The sequence below is a fragment of the Salinirubellus litoreus genome, from assembly GCF_037335815.1.
Taxonomy (GTDB): Archaea; Halobacteriota; Halobacteria; order Halobacteriales; family Haloarculaceae; genus Salinirubellus; species Salinirubellus litoreus.
In genome coordinates, this window is the sequence record NZ_CP147841.1 from 3366406 (window position 1) to 3383589 (window position 17184).

General features: G+C 70.4%; 22 protein-coding genes. 9 read left to right on the forward strand and 13 right to left on the reverse strand.

Annotation, left to right across the window (positions count from 1 at the left end; all coding sequences use genetic code 11):
- Positions 1–30 precede the first annotated feature (30 nt).
- On the reverse strand, positions 31–591 hold the full coding sequence (locus WDJ58_RS16735; protein ID WP_338914430.1) for a MaoC family dehydratase: 561 nt from the start codon (positions 589–591) through the stop codon (positions 31–33).
- A 161-nt stretch (positions 592–752) separates the two neighbouring features.
- Between WDJ58_RS16735 and WDJ58_RS16740 the strand changes: the two genes are divergently transcribed.
- On the forward strand, positions 753–1037 hold the full coding sequence (locus tag WDJ58_RS16740; protein WP_338914431.1) for a DNA-directed RNA polymerase subunit L: 285 nt from the start codon (positions 753–755) through the stop codon (positions 1035–1037).
- Between the two features lie 80 nt (positions 1038–1117).
- Here the strand turns inward: WDJ58_RS16740 and WDJ58_RS16745 are convergent, their stop codons facing one another.
- The 3 genes from WDJ58_RS16745 to hisF all read right to left on the reverse strand — a co-directional run bounded on the left by WDJ58_RS16745 (position 1118) and on the right by hisF (position 2561).
- Entirely contained in the window at positions 1118–1297 is a 180-nt protein-coding gene (locus tag WDJ58_RS16745; RefSeq protein WP_338914432.1) for a hypothetical protein, read from the reverse strand.
- Positions 1290–1493 carry a hypothetical protein gene (locus WDJ58_RS16750; RefSeq protein WP_338914434.1) on the reverse strand — a complete coding sequence of 68 codons (204 nt, stop codon included), beginning with the start codon at positions 1491–1493 and terminating at the stop codon, positions 1290–1292. Before WDJ58_RS16750 ends, WDJ58_RS16745 begins: the two co-directional genes overlap by 8 nt.
- Before the next feature lie 246 nt (positions 1494–1739).
- The gene (gene hisF, locus WDJ58_RS16755; RefSeq protein ID WP_338914435.1) at positions 1740–2561 is read right to left on the reverse strand and encodes an imidazole glycerol phosphate synthase subunit HisF; all 822 of its coding nucleotides are present in this window, start codon (positions 2559–2561) and stop codon (positions 1740–1742) included.
- Positions 2562–2736: 175 nt separating this feature from the next.
- On the opposite strand from hisF, the gene WDJ58_RS16760 reads away from it, so the two are divergent.
- The gene (locus WDJ58_RS16760) at positions 2737–2943 is read left to right on the forward strand and encodes a DUF7550 family protein (RefSeq protein ID WP_338914436.1); all 207 of its coding nucleotides are present in this window, start codon (positions 2737–2739) and stop codon (positions 2941–2943) included.
- A gap of 91 nt (positions 2944–3034) precedes the next feature.
- The gene (locus tag WDJ58_RS16765; protein ID WP_338914437.1) at positions 3035–4003 is read left to right on the forward strand and encodes an ornithine cyclodeaminase family protein; all 969 of its coding nucleotides are present in this window, start codon (positions 3035–3037) and stop codon (positions 4001–4003) included.
- Between the two features lies 1 nt (position 4004).
- Here WDJ58_RS16765 and purL read toward each other — a convergent pair whose 3' ends face one another.
- Entirely contained in the window at positions 4005–6155 is a 2151-nt protein-coding gene (gene purL, locus WDJ58_RS16770) for a phosphoribosylformylglycinamidine synthase subunit PurL (RefSeq protein WP_338914438.1), read from the reverse strand.
- A gap of 278 nt (positions 6156–6433) precedes the next feature.
- Here purL and WDJ58_RS16775 point away from each other — a divergent pair, with 278 nt between their 5' ends.
- The 4 genes from WDJ58_RS16775 to WDJ58_RS16790 all read left to right on the forward strand — a co-directional run bounded on the left by WDJ58_RS16775 (position 6434) and on the right by WDJ58_RS16790 (position 9049).
- Positions 6434–7114 (forward strand): PHP domain-containing protein, encoded by a 681-nt coding sequence (locus WDJ58_RS16775; RefSeq protein WP_338914439.1) that lies wholly within the window; start codon positions 6434–6436, stop codon positions 7112–7114.
- Entirely contained in the window at positions 7115–8266 is a 1152-nt protein-coding gene (locus WDJ58_RS16780) for an asparagine synthase C-terminal domain-containing protein (RefSeq protein WP_338914440.1), read from the forward strand.
- 181 nt (positions 8267–8447) lie between these two features.
- Positions 8448–8660, forward strand: coding sequence for a DUF7557 family protein (locus tag WDJ58_RS16785; RefSeq protein ID WP_338914441.1), 213 nt, complete (start codon positions 8448–8450; stop codon positions 8658–8660).
- A complete protein-coding gene (locus WDJ58_RS16790) occupies positions 8657–9049 on the forward strand; it encodes a PIN domain-containing protein (protein WP_338914442.1) in 393 nt (130 codons plus the stop codon). The genes WDJ58_RS16785 and WDJ58_RS16790 overlap by 4 nt, the downstream gene beginning before the upstream one ends.
- 124 nt (positions 9050–9173) lie before the next feature.
- On the opposite strand, the gene WDJ58_RS16795 is transcribed toward WDJ58_RS16790, so the two are convergent.
- From WDJ58_RS16795 to WDJ58_RS16825, 7 genes are all read right to left on the reverse strand, one after another.
- A complete protein-coding gene (locus WDJ58_RS16795) occupies positions 9174–9665 on the reverse strand; it encodes an NUDIX hydrolase (RefSeq protein WP_338914443.1) in 492 nt (163 codons plus the stop codon).
- A 45-nt stretch (positions 9666–9710) separates the two neighbouring features.
- Entirely contained in the window at positions 9711–10850 is a 1140-nt protein-coding gene (locus WDJ58_RS16800; RefSeq protein ID WP_338914444.1) for an XdhC family protein, read from the reverse strand.
- Positions 10847–12163, reverse strand: a complete 1317-nt coding sequence (locus WDJ58_RS16805; RefSeq protein ID WP_338914445.1) for a VWA domain-containing protein — start codon at positions 12161–12163, stop codon at positions 10847–10849. Before WDJ58_RS16805 ends, WDJ58_RS16800 begins: the two co-directional genes overlap by 4 nt.
- On the reverse strand, positions 12160–13086 hold the full coding sequence (locus WDJ58_RS16810) for an AAA family ATPase (protein WP_338914446.1): 927 nt from the start codon (positions 13084–13086) through the stop codon (positions 12160–12162). Before WDJ58_RS16810 ends, WDJ58_RS16805 begins: the two co-directional genes overlap by 4 nt.
- Positions 13087–13396: 310 nt before the next feature.
- Entirely contained in the window at positions 13397–14287 is an 891-nt protein-coding gene (locus tag WDJ58_RS16815) for an FAD binding domain-containing protein (RefSeq protein ID WP_338914447.1), read from the reverse strand.
- On the reverse strand, positions 14287–14862 hold the full coding sequence (locus WDJ58_RS16820; protein WP_338914448.1) for a (2Fe-2S)-binding protein: 576 nt from the start codon (positions 14860–14862) through the stop codon (positions 14287–14289). Before WDJ58_RS16820 ends, WDJ58_RS16815 begins: the two co-directional genes overlap by 1 nt.
- Before the next feature lie 2 nt (positions 14863–14864).
- Positions 14865–15512 carry a CoxG family protein gene (locus tag WDJ58_RS16825; protein ID WP_338914449.1) on the reverse strand — a complete coding sequence of 216 codons (648 nt, stop codon included), beginning with the start codon at positions 15510–15512 and terminating at the stop codon, positions 14865–14867.
- 183 nt (positions 15513–15695) lie between these two features.
- Here WDJ58_RS16825 and WDJ58_RS16830 point away from each other — a divergent pair, with 183 nt between their 5' ends.
- The gene (locus tag WDJ58_RS16830) at positions 15696–15869 is read left to right on the forward strand and encodes a hypothetical protein (protein WP_338914450.1); all 174 of its coding nucleotides are present in this window, start codon (positions 15696–15698) and stop codon (positions 15867–15869) included.
- Complete coding sequence (locus WDJ58_RS16835) at positions 15866–16996, forward strand: CobW family GTP-binding protein (protein ID WP_338914451.1); 1131 nt, start codon at positions 15866–15868, stop codon at positions 16994–16996. The genes WDJ58_RS16830 and WDJ58_RS16835 overlap by 4 nt, the downstream gene beginning before the upstream one ends.
- Here the strand turns inward: WDJ58_RS16835 and WDJ58_RS16840 are convergent.
- Positions 16993–17142, reverse strand: a complete 150-nt coding sequence (locus WDJ58_RS16840) for a hypothetical protein (RefSeq protein WP_338914452.1) — start codon at positions 17140–17142, stop codon at positions 16993–16995. The genes WDJ58_RS16835 and WDJ58_RS16840 overlap by 4 nt on opposite strands.
- Positions 17143–17184: the final 42 nt, after the last annotated feature.

Genomic DNA, 17184 nt, shown 5'->3' on the forward strand with positions numbered 1-17184 from the left:
GCCGAAGGTCCTCGGGCCGGCCGGTCACGCTCACTCCAGGTCCTCCGGTTGAGTCCCGATACCCTCCGGCCAGCCCGGCGGGCGGGCGGGCGTGGGGTCCGCGTGTTCGCGCTTGAGGACCATCGGCGTCCGCTTCAGCGAGAGGACGAGTTCGTCCTCCTGGTTGAACCCTCGAACCTTCGTGGTGACGATGCCGACGTGCTCGCGGGAGTCCGACTCGCGCTTCTCCGTGACCTCGCTCTCGGCGAACAGCGTGTCGCCGTGGAAGACCGGCGCGTGGTGTCTGATCTCGTCGTAGCCGAGGTTCGCCGTCGCGTTCTGGGAGACGTCGACGACGCTCATCCCGACGACCGTGGCGATGACCACCAGCCCGTTGACAAGCCGCTCGCCGAACTCCGTCCCGGCGGCGTACGCCTCGTTGAAGTGCATCGGGTTGAGGTTCATCGTCACGTTGGTGATCCAGACGTCGTCGGTCTCGGTCACCGTCCGCCCGTAGGGGTGCTTGTAGACGTCCCCGACCTCGAAGTCCTCGTAGTAGCGTCCCTGCCAGCCCGACACCAGTCGCCGCTCCGCCGGTTCGTCCTCGCCCATGGGTTCCCCACGCGGTCCAGGGGATAAGCCTGTGGGACGGCGGCGAACCGGCGGTCGGCACCTGACGCCTCACCTGGAGGCACGCGAGGCCGGCCAGCACGGGTGGTCGGCCGGTCGCGTCGCTTCGCAACCTTGATACGCCCGATTCCAGTACTCGGGGTATGGACCTGCGCGTCATCGAGAACCGGGAGACGGAACTCTCGATAGAGATCGCCGGCGAGGACCACACGTTCATGAACGTGCTGAAGGGGGCGCTGCTGGAGACCGAGGGGGTCGCCGCCGCGACCTACGACATGAACCCCGAGCAGTCGGGCGGACAGACCGACCCCATCCTCACCATCAAGACCGAGGGAGGGGTCGCCCCGCTCGACGCCCTCGAGGCCGCCGCCGCCAACGTCAAGGACAAGGCGACGGCGTTCCGCGAGGCGTTCGAGACCGCCGCGTAACGAACGGCGAGCGCGCGGCTATTCGTCCTCGGATCTCGTTCCTAACAGGCGTTTTCGGCCGGAGGCGACGCTCCTCCGACTCAGCCGGTCGCGGTGAAGGCACCGTGGTCCGGACACCAGTAGCGGTCGACACGGACCCGGGGACACTCCTCCCCGCAGTCCGGGCAGGTCGGGGCGTCGCCCTCGGCGTTCGTCGAGACCGACATCGCGCCGTACACCTCCTCCCACCCGCCGGAGGGGGAGGTGCCCTCCTCAGGCATCGGGACCACCCGGGGCGTCCCCACACCGGGGACAGCCCCGCACGAGCGCGGGGTCGGTGGATTCGAGGCCGCACCGCTCGCAGCGGTAGTAGTAGTGATCGAAGCGGCCGTAGCGGTCGTAGCCGGCGTGAGGGCCGGTGACGTGGGGGTCGCGGTCGGCGGGAGCCGGCCGGTCGCCCTCGGGTGAGGTGTGCATGGTGAGTCTCGTGTGTTGGGTACGACTCGGATCGCGCCACGCGCCGCTGGTCGACGCGCGTCGCGGACGACTGAACGTCCGTGGTCCCGGGCGGTCCGGGCGACAGCCGAACTAGCAGCCTGGCGGGGATAAGGCGGCGGCTAGCTCGGTGAAAGTGAACAGTTTCGAGACCGGAATACCGGGATATCGGGATTCAGAGGGCCTGAAAGAGCACTTTCTCGTGTAAGGCGAGCGACGGGTGCCGTCTCAGTCGTGCATCCGCACCGGAACCTCGCGCTCGTCGAGATACTCCTTGACCTCCCGGATCGAGTACTCGCCGAAGTGGAAGATGGAGGCGGCGAGCGCGGCGTCCGCGCCGGCCTCGGTGAACACCTCGTAGGCGTCCTCGGGGCCGCCACAGCCCGAGGAGGCGATGACCGGCGTCGAGACGGTGTCACAGACCGCCTTCGTCAGCGGGATGTCGTAGCCGTCCTTCGTCCCGTCGGCGTCGATGGAGTTGACGAACAGCTCGCCCGCGCCCCTCGATTCGGCCTCCCCGGCCCACTCGACCACGTCGATCCCGGTCCCCTCGCGTCCGCCCTTCTTCGTACACTCGAACCAGACCGACTCGCCGTCGACCTCGACGTAGTGCTCGCCGGCCTCGTCGTAGCGCCGCCGGGCGTCGACGCTGATGACGATACACTGGCTGCCGAACGCTTCGGCGCCCTCGGTGATGAGCGCGGGCCGTTCGAGCGCGCCGGTGGTGATGGAGACCTTGTCCGCGCCCGCCCGGAGCGTCTCCTTGACGTCCTCGCGGGTGCGGATGCCGCCGCCGACGGTGAGGGGGATGAACACCTCGTCGGCGACCTCGTTGACGACGTGGAGCATCGTCTCGCGCCCCTCGGCGGAGGCGGTGATGTCGAGGAAGACGAACTCGTCGGCACCCGCCTCGTTGTACCGTTTGGCCATCTCGACCGGGTCGCCCGTGTACTTCAGGTCCTCGAAGTGGACGCCGGTGTAGACCGCGGGGTTCCCCTCGTCGTCGAGGTCGACGTCGATACAGGGGATGATGCGCTTGGTGAGGGTCATCCGATATTCCCCCTCGGCGGCCGGGTGACAAAAGCCGTCTGGAACGCGCAACGACTCGACCGGTCATCGTGTCGGTCGACCGTTCGTCCCCGATCCTGGTGACCACGTTCCACTCGTATCCGGGGCACGACCGGGTTCCGACAGGTCGAAGTACCCGCTCGTACAGATCCGATGTATGGCCGACCACACGGACGAGGACCCCGCGGAACGCGCGAAGGGCCACGAGGTGAAGGAGGGGCACACCTACGCGGACCCCCACGAGGAGGCCGAGCGGTCGACCGCCCCGCAGAGCCCCTACACGGACCGCGAGGTCGGCATCGGTGCCGCCATCGCGCTCGCCGGGATGGTCCTCGTCTTCCTCGTCCCGATCCTGTTGACGTAGGGCGTCCGACCGACGGCCCGGCACGAGCGGTCGATCGGCTCGACCCGATCCGAGCGCCCCCTTTCTTGACCCGACCGGACGAGGCGGGACCATGCGCGTACTCTCCGAAAGCGACGTGCTGGGACTCATCGACCTGGAGACGCTGCTACCCGAACTCGAGGCGGCGTTCGTCCGGGACTATCGCGGCGAGGTCGAGCGGCCCGACCGACCACACTTCCCGATCGGCGCGGGGATCGACGACCACGAGGAGCCCGCCGGGACGGGCCTCACCATGTCGGCGTACGTCCACGGCGCGCCGTACCTCGCGACCAAGCTCGCGACGGTCCACGAGGGCAACGCCGAGCGGGGCCTCCCGACGGTCCAGTCCCAGCTCGCGGTGACCGACGCGGGGACGGGCGAGCCGCTCGCGTTCATGAACGCGGCGGGGGTGACGAACGCCCGGACCGGGGGTATCGGCGGCCTCTCGGCGAAGCACCTCGCCAACGGTGGGGTCGTGGGCGTCTTCGGCGCGGGCGTCCAGGCCCGCTGGCAGACCCGGGCCATCGAGGCCGCGCTCGGAGTAGAGGAGGTGCGCGTCTACTCCCCGAGCGACTCCCGCGAGGCGTGCGCGGCGGACCTCCGCGAGGACGGGATCGACGCCCGCGCCGTCGACTCGCCCGACGAGGCCGTCGACGGCGCCGACGTCGTCGTGACGGCGACCACCAGCACCGAGCCGGTCTTCCCGGCCGACGCGCTCGAAGCGGGAACCCTCGTCGTCGCCGTCGGCTCGTTCAACGCCGAACTCCGGGAGCTCTCACCGGCCGTGTTCGAGCGGGCGGATCGGGTGTTCGCGGACGTCCCCGAGGAGGTTGCGGGGATCGGCGACCTGCGCGAGACGGGGCTCGACGCCGACGACATGACGCCCCTGGGGGCGGTGTTCGCGGGCGACGACGGTCGCGGGTCGCCGGACGAGATCGTAGTCGTCGAGAGCGTCGGGACCGCGGTGCTCGACGCGGCCGCCGGCGAGTACGTCTACGACGCGGCCGTCGAGGCCGACGTCGGAACCGACGTCGAGCTATAGCCTACTCGAGCTCCCGCTCGATCACCGACCGCAGTTCGCGTATCTCCTCGTGGCCGTACGCGAGTGACTCCCCCGACGTGTCGAACGATACCGTGAGCGATCCCGAGCCGTCCGCGTCCCCGAGCGTCTCGACCGGCGCGACGCCGTCGAACGCCTCGGCCACCGCGTCGGGGTCGGTCGTCTCGATCACCGCGCGGCCCGCCCGCTCGGAGAACAGCGCTTCGAGCGGCGAGCCGGGGAGCGACACCTCGGCCCCGGCGTCGGCGGTGACCATCTCCGCGAGCGTGGCCGCGAGGCCGCCGTGGCTCGCGTCGTGGACCGCGAGCGTCGTCCCCTCGTTCGCCACCGACGCGAGCGTCTCGATGCGCGGGGCGGCGGCCGCCTCGACCACCGGGAAGGTGTCGCTCCCGCCGACGCGGGCGAGGAGTTCGGACCCGCCGAGCGGGTTCCCGACCTCGCCGACGAGCACCAGCGTCCCCTCTCCCGAGAGCGCGGCGGGCGGGGCGTCGTACCCCCGCTTCGTGCCGACCATCGCGAGCGTCGGCGTCGGCGGGACGGGACCCGCGGCCGAGTCGTTGTAGAGCGAGACGTTCCCGCCGACGACCGGGACCGACAGGGTCCGACACATGTCCGCGAGCCCCTCGACGGCGGCGGTGAACCCGCCGTAGACGTCGGGCTTCTCGGGGTTGCCCCCGTTGAGGCAGTCGACGGCCGCGAGCGGGGTCGCCCCCTTCGCCGCCAGGTTGGTCGCGTTCTCCATCGCCACCGCCCGGGCACCCTCGTAGGGGTCGACGCTCGTCCAGTTCGGCTCCGCGCCCGCCGACAGGGCGAGCCCGGTCCCCGACTCGCGGACGGCGACGACGACCGCGTCGTCGCCCGGCCGGAGCGCCGTCCGAACCCCGACCTCGTGGTCGTACTGTCGGTAGACCCACCGCTTGCTCGCGGTGTTCGGGCTCCCGACGACCGCTTCGAACGCCGCCCCGATCCCGACGTCCGGCAGGTCCCGCTCGGGCTCCGGCGGGCTCGTCGAATCGAGGTCGTTCATCGGCGCGCCCTCGGCGAGGTACTCGGCGGGGACGTCGACGACCGTCTCCCCCCGGAAGCTGCAGACGTAGTTCCCTTCGGTGACCTCCCCGATGACCGAACAGCCGAGATCGAACCGCTCCGCGACCTCCCGTACCGCCTCGACGTTCGAGGGAGCGACCTCGTAGCACATCCGCTCCTGTGACTCGGCGAGCAGTATCTCCAGGGCGTTCATGTTCGGCTCGCGCTGGTGGACCCGTTCGAGGTCGATGTCGGCCCCGAACCCGCCCTTGGCGACCATCTCGCTCGACGCTCCGCCGAGCCCCGCCGCACCGAGGTCGCGGGCGCTCTCGACCAGGCCCTCCTCGACGAGCACCTCGTTGGCCTCGATGAGCAGCTTCTCCGTGTAGGGGTCGCCGACCTGAACCGCGGGTCGGTCCTCGGTTTCCGCGTCCTCGGCGAGATCCTCGCTGGCGAACGACGCGCCGCCGAGACCGTCCCGGCCGGTGGCGTTCCCGACGAGGACGAGCGAGTTGCCCGGTTCCTGGGCCTCGGCGGTGACGAGCCGATCGGGCGGGAGCAGGCCCACGCAGGCGACGTTGACCAGCGGGTTCCCCTCGTACCCGGGGTGGAAGGCGACGCTCCCCCCGACCGTCGGGACGCCGATACAGTTGCCGTAGTGGGAGATGCCCTCGACGACTCCCTCGAAGAGGTACTTCGAGTGCTCGCGGTCGAACTCGCCGAAGTAGAGCGAATCGGTGAGCGCGATGGGGTACGCGCCCATCGACATGGTGTCCCGGACGATGCCGCCGACGCCGGTCGCCGCGCCGTCGAACGGGTCGACGTAGGAGGGGTGGTTGTGGCTCTCGATACCGAGCGTGACGTAGGTCTCCTCGCCCTCACCGTCCACGTGGTCGTCGTGAGTGGGGAGCGCGACGACGGCGGCGTCGTCGCCCGGACCGACGACGACCTGCGGACCCTCCGAGTCGAAGTTCGTGAGCAGCGGCCGCGAGGAGCGGTAGGCACAGTGCTCGCTCCAGAGGTTCTCGAACAGGGCCGCCTCGGCCGGGGTCGGCTCCCGACCGAGCTCCCCGACGATCAGTTCGCGGTCGGACGGGTCCAGGCTCATTGCCGGTGTGTGCGCGAGTGCGACCCAAAGCGCTTTCCATCGCCCGTCGAGGGCACGTTCGCGGGCTCCGAGTGACCTCTCCGTCTCGTCCGGGTCGTACCCGTTCTCGCTCCTCGCGGCTCTGCGGTCGCCGCTCGCCGATACGAGGGCTCGTTGCCCCGCGTTGCTCGTCCGACGACGCCCTCGTTCGCTCGCGCTCACGGGAGCTACGCTCGCTACGCCCTCGCCCTCCGGCCGGTATCGGACGCCTTTTCTACCGGCCGGGCGAACCGGCGCGTGTGCTCTCGGTCGAGCTCCACTGCCACTCGTCGCTCTCCTACGACGGGCGCGACCCGGTCGATATGCTCCTAGAGCAGGCGGCGGCGGTGGGTCTCGACGCCATCGCCGTCACCGACCACGACGAGATAGACGCCTCGCTCTCGGCGGCGGAGCTCGCGCCCGACTACGGCCTCGTGGGTATCCCCGGGATGGAGGTGACGAGCGCCGCCGGTCACGTCCTCGGGATCGGTGTCACCGAGCGGATCCAGCCGGGACTCCCGTTCACCGAGACCGTCGCACGCATCCGTAAGCAGGACGGTATCGCCGTCATCCCCCACCCGTTCCAGCGCTCGCGCCACGGTGTCGCCGCGCAGATCTCGAGGCGGGAACTCGCCGACGTCGACGCCATCGAGGTGTACAACTCCCGACTGCTCACGGGGCTCGCGAACCGGTGGGCCGAGCAGTTCGCCGAGCGCAACGGCCTCCCGATGACGGCCGGGAGCGACGCTCACATCTCCGAGATGGTCGGCCAGGCAGTCACGGAGGTCGACGCCGACGAGCGGAGTGCCGAGGCCATCCTCCGGGCGATCTCGGCGGGGCGGACCACCGTGATCGGCAAGCGGACGCCCTGGCGGATCAGCCTCCGGCAGTTCGGCGGCGGCGTCGGCCGGCGGATCGTCAACGGCATCCGGAGCCTGTAGATGCCCCACGCGGACGCCTCGTCCGGCGAACCGCCGGCCGTCCACGGGGGACCCGTCGAGGGGGTCGCGGGGGCGGCCGCGGACCGCGATCCGCTCCCCGGACGTCGCGGCTCACCTCGTCGCGGCTTCGCCGCCGCGCTCACCGGGCCCGAGGGTCCGGTCCTCCTCCGGGACGTCCTCGGGCGGTACCCCCTGTTCGTCGAGCACGACGGCTCCGGGTGGGCGTTCGACCGGACGGAGCTCGCGGAGCCCGTTTCGGTCCCCGCGGGTCACGCGAGAGGACGTGTCGACGGCGAGGTGATCGAGGAACGGGTTTGGTCACTCCCCGACGCTCCACCCGAGGGAGACCACGAGTGGGCCGTCGCCGCCGTCGCTGACGCGATCGAAGCGGCACTGGCGACGGCCCGCGAGGAGCCCGGCGAGACGGCCGTCGCGTTCTCCGGCGGCGTCGACTCGGCGCTCGTCGCCACCGGGATCGGCGGTCCCTGCTACGTCGCCGGCTTCCCCGACAGCCACGACGTCGAGACGGCCCGAGCAGCCGCCGACGAGATGCACCTCGATCTCGGGGTCGTGGAACTCACCCACGAGGAGATCGAGCGGGCGGTTCCCGCGATCGCCCGGGCGACGGGGCGGACGAACGCGATGGACGTGAGCATCGCCCTCCCGCTCTACCTCGTCGCCGAGCGCGTCGCCGCCGACGGGTTCGACCGCCTGGCGGTCGGACAGGGCGCGGACGAGCTGTTCGGGGGCTACCAGAAGGTCGCCCGCGCGCCGGACGACCGCCGTGTCGAGGCCGATACGGTACGCGGGGCCCGAACCGAGACGGTCCGCGCACTCCCCGAGGGGCTGGAGCGGGACGTCCTCACGCTACGGGCGGCGGGGGTCGAACCCGTCGCGCCGATGCTCGACGACCGGATGGTCGCCGCCGCGCTCTCGCTCCCCGGCGACCTGCTCGTCGACGGCGAGGAGCGGAAGGTCGCGCTCCGGCGCGTCGCGCGCGACTGGCTCCCCGAGTCGGTCGCCACGCGCGAGAAGAAGGCTGTCCAGTACGGGAGCCTCGTCTCCCGCGAACTCGACCGTCTCGCGCGACGGGCAGGGTTCAAGCGGCGGATGGACCGGCACGTCGACCGCTACGTCGAATCGCTACTGTAGGGCGACGTACGATACACGTACGTTCGATGTGCATCGATAAATGACCGGCAGGACGGTCGGAGGAGTCGAGTTCCGAAGCGACGACGGGTCCGCGCACTGGAGACCAGGACTGGCACAATACGCCCGTTCGAGCGGCGGGGCCGGGAAACGGATTTGTATACGGCCTCGTATACGCGACTGTATGAGCAAGAGCATCCGGGTCGAAGACGACACGCACGCTGCACTCGCGGCACTCAAGGGGGAGGACGAGACGTTCGACGAACTCCTCTCGCGCCTGATCCGGGTACGGCGCGAGAGCGCCGAAGCGGGAGCCGGACTCTGGGAGGGGACCGACGCGGCCGAGAGAGCCCGGGAGAAACGCGACGAGATGAAGCGAGGCGTCGGCTCGCGGTGACGGTCTACGACAGCAGCGTCCTGATCAACTACCTCGACGGCGAGGAGCGCGCCGTGGACTACGTTCGGACACATCTCGATGAACGAGCGATTGCCCCACCGCTCGTGATGTTCGAAGTGTATCAGGGGGAGGTGTTCGGATCGGGATCCGCGGATTTCGACGCCGTCGACGGAGCGCTCGAGTGGCTCACGGTGATCGACGAGACCGCCGAACTGGCGCGATCGGCGGCCGAACTGCAGGACGAACTCCACCGTCGGGGGGAGCCGCTCTCGGCTCGGGACGCGTACATCGCCGGGGTTGCGAGGGGACTCGACGAGCCGCTCGTCGTGGCCGACTCGGACTTCGACGTCGACGGCATCACCGACACCATCGACGTCGACCTCCTGTGAACCCTCTGTGGCGGACGTGCAGTTCCTTTCGGGAAAGGCCGAAGTGATGTGTCGGTGGTCCTCGTGCGTGGAGATCCGGGTGGTCGGCGGCAGGATCGTCGGATAGAACGCCCCGTGCGCTCCGTTACTCCCTACCGGTCTCCTTCGAGACCATCTCGATGGCCCGCGTTCCGGCCTCGACCACGTCCGCCGGCAGGTCGTCGGCCCGCTCGTGCAGTTCCTCGGGCGTGAACCACTCCCACTCGTCGGGGTCGGCCTCGTCGTCCCCGTCGGGGTCGATCTCCCGGCCCCCGGCCCGGCCGTAGAAGACGAAGTCGACGTGCTGGTGGCTCACGCGACCGTCGGGGTGGACGTCGATGTCCTCCAGGAGGAAGTGCTGCGGTTCCGCTATCGAGCGGACGGTTTCGCTCTCCAGGTCGCCACGGGGCGCGACGAGTTCGACGTCCAGTCCGGTCTCCTCGCGGCACTCGCGGAACGCCGCCTCGTGGGGGAGTTCGTCGCGGTCGAGGTGGCCCCCCGGCGGGAGCCACATCCCGAGACGGTCGTGCTCGTGGAGGCAGGTCGCGCCGTCGGCGACGACGTAGACCGTCGCGACGAAGTGACGTGTCGTCTCCATCGAGCGGTTCGAGACGCGGACCCGGCAAGTAGCCTCCCCTCTCGATCAGTCGTTCGTGAGATCCACGCGGTCGTGGATCGGGCCCTCGCGCCGCGAGAGGTGTTCCGGCGTCCGGTCGTGCGCCACTGCGAGTAGTTCGCCCACGATGCTGTAGGCGATCTGGTAGGGCGTGTCGCCGCCGAGGCTCAGCCCGATCGGTGTGTAGATCCGCTCCATCTCCTCCTCGGAGAAGGTCCGACCCTCCTCGGCGAAGTCATCGGTCATCTCCTCGAAGCGTTTCTTCGGGCCCATCAGCCCGATGTACGGCACCGGCGTCTCCAGGAGCGCCTCCAGCGCGATGCGGTCGTCGAGGAAGTTGTGGCTCATGATCACCGCGTAGGTGTCCTCGTCCCACTCGCGGAGGTCGCCCACGTCCCGCGGGGAGGTCGAGACCACCTCGTCCGCGCCGGGGAATCGCCCGGAGTCGGCGTGGCCCCCCCGGAACGGGACCACCGTGACGCGGAAGTCGACGAGTTTCGCGAGTTCGACGACCGGTCCCACGTCGTGCCCGGAGCCGAACACCACCAGCTCCGGGGACGGGCGCACGCCCTCGACGAACACCTCGATACTCGCCCCGTCGGTCTCGACGCTCAGCGTCTCCCCCTTCCCGTCGGCCACCAGCGTCTCGGTCGGCTCCGAGAGTCCGGAGAGGAGGGCTTCGGGGAGATCACCGCCCTCGAACCCCTCGCCGGGGCGGTAGTACGCGCGGTCGCCGAGCGCGACGTCGCTCCCGTCCGCGCCGACGACCGTGGCGACCCCGATCGGGTCGCCGGCCAGCCGGGCCTCGACCACCGGTCGGTACGACTCGCCGAGCGGTTCGAGCAGGACGGTGATGACGCCGTTACAGCCGACGCCGAGCCCCCAGACGTCGTCGTCGCCGGTGAGATCCCACGTCTCGACGCGGGGCTCACCTGCGTCGAGCACGTCGGCGGCCAGCGCGCGTACCTCGTCCTCCAGGCAGCCGGCGGTGATGCTGCCGGCCCCGCCACCGTCGGGGTCGAGCAGCATCTTCGCGCCGGGGCGTCGGTAGGCGCTGCCCTCGACCGCGGTCACCGTGGCGAGGACCGCCTCCGAGCCCGTCTCGAGTGTCGTTCGTATGCGGTCGAACACGTCCGTCTCGGGGATGCTCCATTCGCTCTGACTCATGCGTCGTTCTCCGTTCGGGCGGTCGTCTCTCGGTGCGTCGTGCGCGGGTCGAACTCATAACCGATCCGTCCCCCCGGCCCCTGCCGGCGGAGCTGTCGCGCCATCTCGGTGACGTCGGCCGGGCGGGCGAAGGCGAACAGGCCGTCGACGTAGGGGAGGGCGGCGGCCATCCCCCGCGCGGTCGGTTCGTACCGCCCGCTCGCGGCCAGCGGGTTCAGCCAGAAGACCCGCTTCGCTCGACGCGAGAGCCACGAGAGTTCGCGTTCGAGCGTGTCCACGTCGCCCATCTCCAGCCCGTCGCTGACGACGAACACGACGGTCCGTCGGTCGACGGCGTCGGGATCGGACTCGTGGAGGCCCTCGATGGAGCCGCCGATCCGCGTCCCGCCGCCCCAGGCGGTCTCGGCGGCTTCGAGCGCCGCCATCGCCGACGAGGTCGACGGCGCGTCGAACTGTCGGGAGACCTCCCGGACGTCCTCGTCGAAGAGGAACACCCGCGCCTGCCGCCAGTCCCGGCGCGCCCGCCGGAGGAAGTCGATCAGGAACCCCCGGTCGACGACGTCGAGGACCGACTGGCTGACGTCGACCAGCACGAGCGCGCGGACGGCCGTCCGCCGGCGCTCGCGCCGCGGGACCGAGAGGACGGTCCCGCCCGTGCTGACGCTCGCTCGCAGCGCGCGGCGGACGTCGGCGCGGTCGGTGCCCCGTCCGAATCGGCGGCCCTGCAGTCCGGCGAGCGACCGGGTCAGGTCGCCGAACGCCGGGCCGAGGCCGTCGCCGTCGGACAGCGGCCCGCTCTCGATCGGGCTCGCGCGCCCCGAGGGGCTGTACATCGCTGTCGTCGTTCCCTCGGCGTCGGCGTCCGCGTCCCCCCCGACCGGCCCCGCCGAGAACGACCCGGCCGGCGACCCCTCGTCGTCCCCGCGGTCCCCGTCGGTCCGATCGTCGGTGTCCCCGTCGACCGCCGCGCCGAGCGGTGCGAGGTCGCCGTCCATCTCGTCCCCGTCCGATCCCGACCCCCCGGCGTCGAGTCCGGCCGTCAGCCGCCGCCAGAACGTCTCGAACAGCCGGTCGAACGCCTCGAAGTCCTCGCGGTCGCTGAGGAGGCTCGCCCGGAGCGCCGTCCGGGCGCGGTCGCGCTCGTCGAGACCCACCTCCGCGAGCGCCCGGGCGGCGGTCGTGGCGGCGTTGGCCGGCACCGACGCCCCCGCCCGGCGGAGCGCACGGACGAACCGGACGAGCTCCTCCCGGACGCGGTCGTCGACGGCCGCGTCCACGTCCGCGCGACCGGTCCGGTCCGTCCGGTCGGTCACGACTCACCCCCCGCTCTCGCCCGCTCGGCGGCCTCGAGGAGATCGTCGAGGAGGTCGCCGTCGACCCGCTCGACGTCCTCGACCTCCTTCAGCAGGCAGCCGAGCGTGTTCCGGATCGTCTCGGTCGAGAGCCGCCCGTCGGCGTTTCCGTTCTCGCGGAGCGCGGCGACCGCCCGCGCCCAGTCGATGGTCTCGGCCGCACCCGGCGGCTTCCGGAGGGGTTCCTCGCGGAGCCGCGCGGCCATCGCGCTCAGCTCCGCGGCGACCACACCGTCGAGGTCGGGGACCTTCCGCCGGAGGATCGCCGTCTCCTTCTCGAAGCTCGGCGGGGCGACGTGGAGGTAGAGACAGCGCCGCTTGAGCGCGTCGCTCAGCGCGCGGGTCCGGTTCGAGGTGACCACCACTACCGGCGGTCGCTCGGCCCGGATGGTTCCCAGTTCGGGCACCGACACCTGAAAGTCCGAGAGCACTTCGAGCAGGAGGGCCTCGAACTCGTCGTCCGCGCGGTCGATCTCGTCGACGAGCAGGACCGGCGGCCGCTCGTCGCCGGCGCGCAGCGCGCGCAGCAGGGGACGCTCCAGCAGGTACTCCTCGTCGAACACCGAGGTGTCGGGATCGTCGCCGGTCTGGACCGTCAGGAGCTGTTTCGTGTAGTTCCACTCGTAGAGGGCGTGCTCGGCCGTGAGCCCCTCGTAGCACTGGAGCCGTATCAGCTCCGAGCCGAAGCCCGAAGCGAGAACCTTCGCCAGTTCGGTCTTGCCCGCGCCGGGGTCGCCCTCGACCAGCAGCGGCTTGCCCAGCCGCAGCGCCAGCAGGGTCGTCGTGACGATCTCGTCCTCGGCGACGTAGTCCGCCGCCTCGAAGGCGGTTCGCACGTCCGTCTCGGTCACGTCGCCGAACGCCGTCGTCGGTCCGTCGGTCATGCTCGTTGGTGTATGGGTCGGTCTCGTCGGTCTTACGGTCGTCGCCTCTACTGCTCACCGGACGGCGACCGGGTCCCGACCGGCGGGCGCTAGCGGCGCGGGCGAGGGACTCCGCGTGAGGAGACTCCCGCGGGCGTCCCGGCACGCGCGGTGACCCCCGGCCCGCGGCGGCGGATGCCCCGCGCCCCCGGGACCGGGGTGTGTCACCTCGTCGCCTCGCCCGCGCTCGGGCGGGCCCTCTCGTAGTCTTTCACCGGTGAGCGTCCGGGCGGGACCCGCGCTCACCGGTAGATCGTTACGGCCGTCCGTATCAGTCGGCCGCCGCGGGTGCCGAGAGGCGGTCCATCGCCTCGCTCAGCGCCCGCTCCGTGTACACCTCCAGGAGCCGTCCACGGAACTCGCCGGACGCCTGGAGGTCGTCCATCATCATCGCTTCGTCGAGGTCCTCGCCCGCCCGCTCGGCGGCGGCCGCGATCGTCTCCTCGTCGAGGGACTCGCCCGCGAGCGCGTCCTCGACCGGCCCGAGCCGGACCCCGCTGTCCATCACGCCGTTCGCGCCCACGCGAGCCGACGTGACGGTCCCATCGTCGACCTCCAGTAGCGCGGCGACGCCGACCATCGCGTACCCCGAGGAGGGGCTCGCCTTCTTCGCGTACGTCCCGACGGCACCGGCCGCCGAGGGTACCTCGACGCGGGTGAGTAGCTCGCTCGGGCCAAGGTCGGTCGCGTACATCCCGAAGTAAAACTCCTCGGCGGGTATCTCCCGCTCGCCGTCCGGGCCCTGGACGATCAGCGTGACGTCCGAGGCCATCGCGGTCCCGGGGAGATCCGACGCCGGGTCGGCGTGAGCGAGGTTGCCGCCGACCGTCCCCCTGTTGCGGACCTGGCGGTCGCCGACCTGCTCGACCGCCGCCGCCAGCGCGGGGGCGTGCTCGTGGGACGCATCGGCGCCGAGGAAGTCGCTGTATGTCGTCATCGCACCGACGACGAGCGTGTCGTCCTCGACCGAGACCCCCTGGAGCGCCTCGATCCCGCTGATGTCGATGAGGACGTCCGGGCTCGAGAGCCCGGTCTTCATCGCCGGGATCAGGCTGTGCCCGCCCGCGAGCAGTTCCGTCTCCTCCATCGCGTACTCCTCGAGCAGGTCGATCGCCTCCTCGACCGTCTCCGCCCTGTGGTAGTCGAACTCGTCGGGATACATCAGTCCTCGCGCCCTCCGTCGGGCCAGCGCACTTCGCCGGAGCCGGTCTCACAGCCCGAACCCGGGACGTTCCCGGTCCGCCGACCACCGTCGGTCACGGCACCGCTGCCCATCGCCTCGGCGGCGTTCTCGACCGCGTTGACGATGTTCTGGTAACCGGTACACCGACAGAGGTTGCCCTCCAGGCCGTGGCGGATCTCCTCGCGGGAGGGGTCGGGGTTCTCCGCGAGGAGGTCCGTCGCCGTCATCATCATCCCGGGGGTGCAGTAGCCACACTGGAGGCCGTGCTCCTGCTGGAACCCCGTCTGGATCGGGTGGAACTCGCCGTCCTCGGCGAGCCCCTCGACGGTGTCGATCTCCTCGCCGTCGACCTGGGCCGCCAGGAGGGTACACGACTTGACCGCCTCCCCGTCGACGTGGACCGTACAGGTCCCGCAGGTGCTGGTCTCGCAGCCGACGTTCGCACCCGTGTACCCCAGTTCGTCACGGAGGGCGTGGACCAGGAGGGTCCGCGACGCAACCGTGAGGTCGTGTTCCGTACCGTTGACCGTGAGCGTGATGTCGTGTTCCGTCATGCTTATTCACCGTCACTCTTGCCCCGACCGAGCACCCGGTCGACGAGGCCCCGTCCGCCGTCGTCGGACCCCACCTCGGACGCCTCCCGCCCCTCGACGTCCACGAGGGCGAGTTCGTGGAGCCGCTCCTGGACCGAGGAGAAGAACCGCTTTACGACCCGGTTGGCCACCGGGTTGACGACGCGCTGGCCCATCTGGGCGACCTTCCCGAACACGTCGGCCTCGGTCTCCCACTCGACCGCGACGCCGTCCCCGGTCTCGGAGAGGACCATCCCCGAGGACATCTCGAAGGAGCTGTCCCCCGAGGAGCCCTCGCCGGAGGCCGACATCTCCGGGTACTCCCGGTGGTCGATGGTCACGATCGTCTCGAAGGTGGGGTTCACCGGGCCGACGCTGATCTGCATCAGCGCGGCGTAGTGGTCGCCCTCCTCGAACGCCCGCTCGGCGATCACCTCCGGGTCGCCCGTCAGTTCGACCTCCCTGTCGGCCGTCTCCTCGCGCAGTTCGTCGAAGTCGGGGTCGGTGTCCGCGACCTGAACCAGGAACTGGCACCCCGGCAACGACTCCTCGATCAGCACCGGATCCGAGAGCGCGAGCCACACCTCGTCGACCGTCGTATCCTCGAGTTCGAACGTCCCACTGAATTCCATGGTATCGGTCTGGCGTATGCCAGTCTCCTCCACGGCACCCACTGACTCCGTAAGAATAATACTTTGCAATAGAGGGAGCTCCGGCCGGAGAGTAACCACGAAGGGTTAACTCGAACCATCCAGTAAGCCGCTCGCGCGAACCGGGTAACAAGATATATTGACGGGGGCGAGCGTCTCCCCGGCATGGACGGCCACGAGCCGGTCGCCCGGTCGGTCGCCGTCGAGCGACTGCTCGGGCTCCGCGAGGGCGCGAGCGCCGGCCCGAGCGAGCGGGTCGACGCGCTAGAGACGTCCCCGAGAATGACCACGCGACGATGGACACGTTCGCGGTCATCCATCCCGTTCGAGATCACATGACTGATCACCCCGACACCGCCACGACGATCCCGATCACGGTTCTCACCGGGCCACTCGGGGCCGGGAAGACGACGCTCGTCAATCACCTGCTCGCGGATCCGGCCGGCCACCGGATCGCGGTCGTGGTCAACGACATGGGTGAGGTCAACGTCGATGCCGAACTGCTCGAGGCGGACGACGACGGGATAGTCGACCTCTCGAACGGCTGCATCTGTTGTCGGCTCCAGGGCGACCTCGTCCAGCAGGTGACACGCCTCTCCCGGATACGGGAGTTCGATTACCTCGTGGTGGAAGCGTCGGGCATCTCCGAGCCGCTACCGATCGCGCGGGCACTGACGGGGAGAGACGAGGCCGACGGACGAGCCGCCCGATACCGCCTCGACACGCTCGTCACGGTCGTCGACGCCTACGGATTCTGGAAGGCGTTCGACCCGGAAGCGGGCCTGCCCGATACCGCACCGGATCCGGATCGACCGCTGACCGAGATCATGGTCGACCAGATCGAGTTCTGCGACGTACTCCTCCTGAACAAGTGTGACATGGTCCCCGGGGAGGCGCTCGATACCGTCGAGCGGGCGGTTCGAGAACTCCAGCCGCGGGCACTACTCCACCGGACGACCTACTCCGAGGTCGATCCGGGGGTGGTCCTCGGGACCGGCCGGTTCGACTTCGAGGCCGCCCGGCGCGCGCCGGGATGGAAGCGCGAGCTCGCAGGGAGCGGCGAAGCGGACGCCGACCGGGGTCACGATCACGGCTCGGGGGAGGCCTCGGCGGCGGAGCGTCACGGCGTCGAGTCGGTCGTCTACGAGCGCGACCGGCCGTTCGACCCCGACAGACTCGACGCCTGGCTCGACGACTGGAACGAGGGCATCATCCGAGCGAAGGGGTTCGCCTGGGTAACGAGTCGTCCGGGAACCGTGCTCGGGATCAGTCAGGCCGGGCCGTCGATCCGGGCCGGGCCGATCGGCGAGTGGGGCGGGGACCGTCCGACCACTCGGCTCGTGTTCATCGGCCGGGATTTCGACGCCGATAGGCTGGCGACGGAACTCGATGACTGCCTGGCGACCGACGTCGAGCGTACTGCGGATCGGTCACCGGCGAACGATCCGTTCCCGCGGGAGGGTTAGAGGACCTCCTCGCGGAGCTCCTCCCACGACTCGTGGAAGCCGTAAGTCGACTCGCTCTCGTCGACGATGACCTCGCCGTAGACGTCGTCGTACTCCAGAAGCGTCGTCCAGCCGTCGTGGAAATTGTAGTTACAGTACTGACACATAGGGTCGAGTATCGACGGAGGGAAATAATCCTTCGGGTGCCC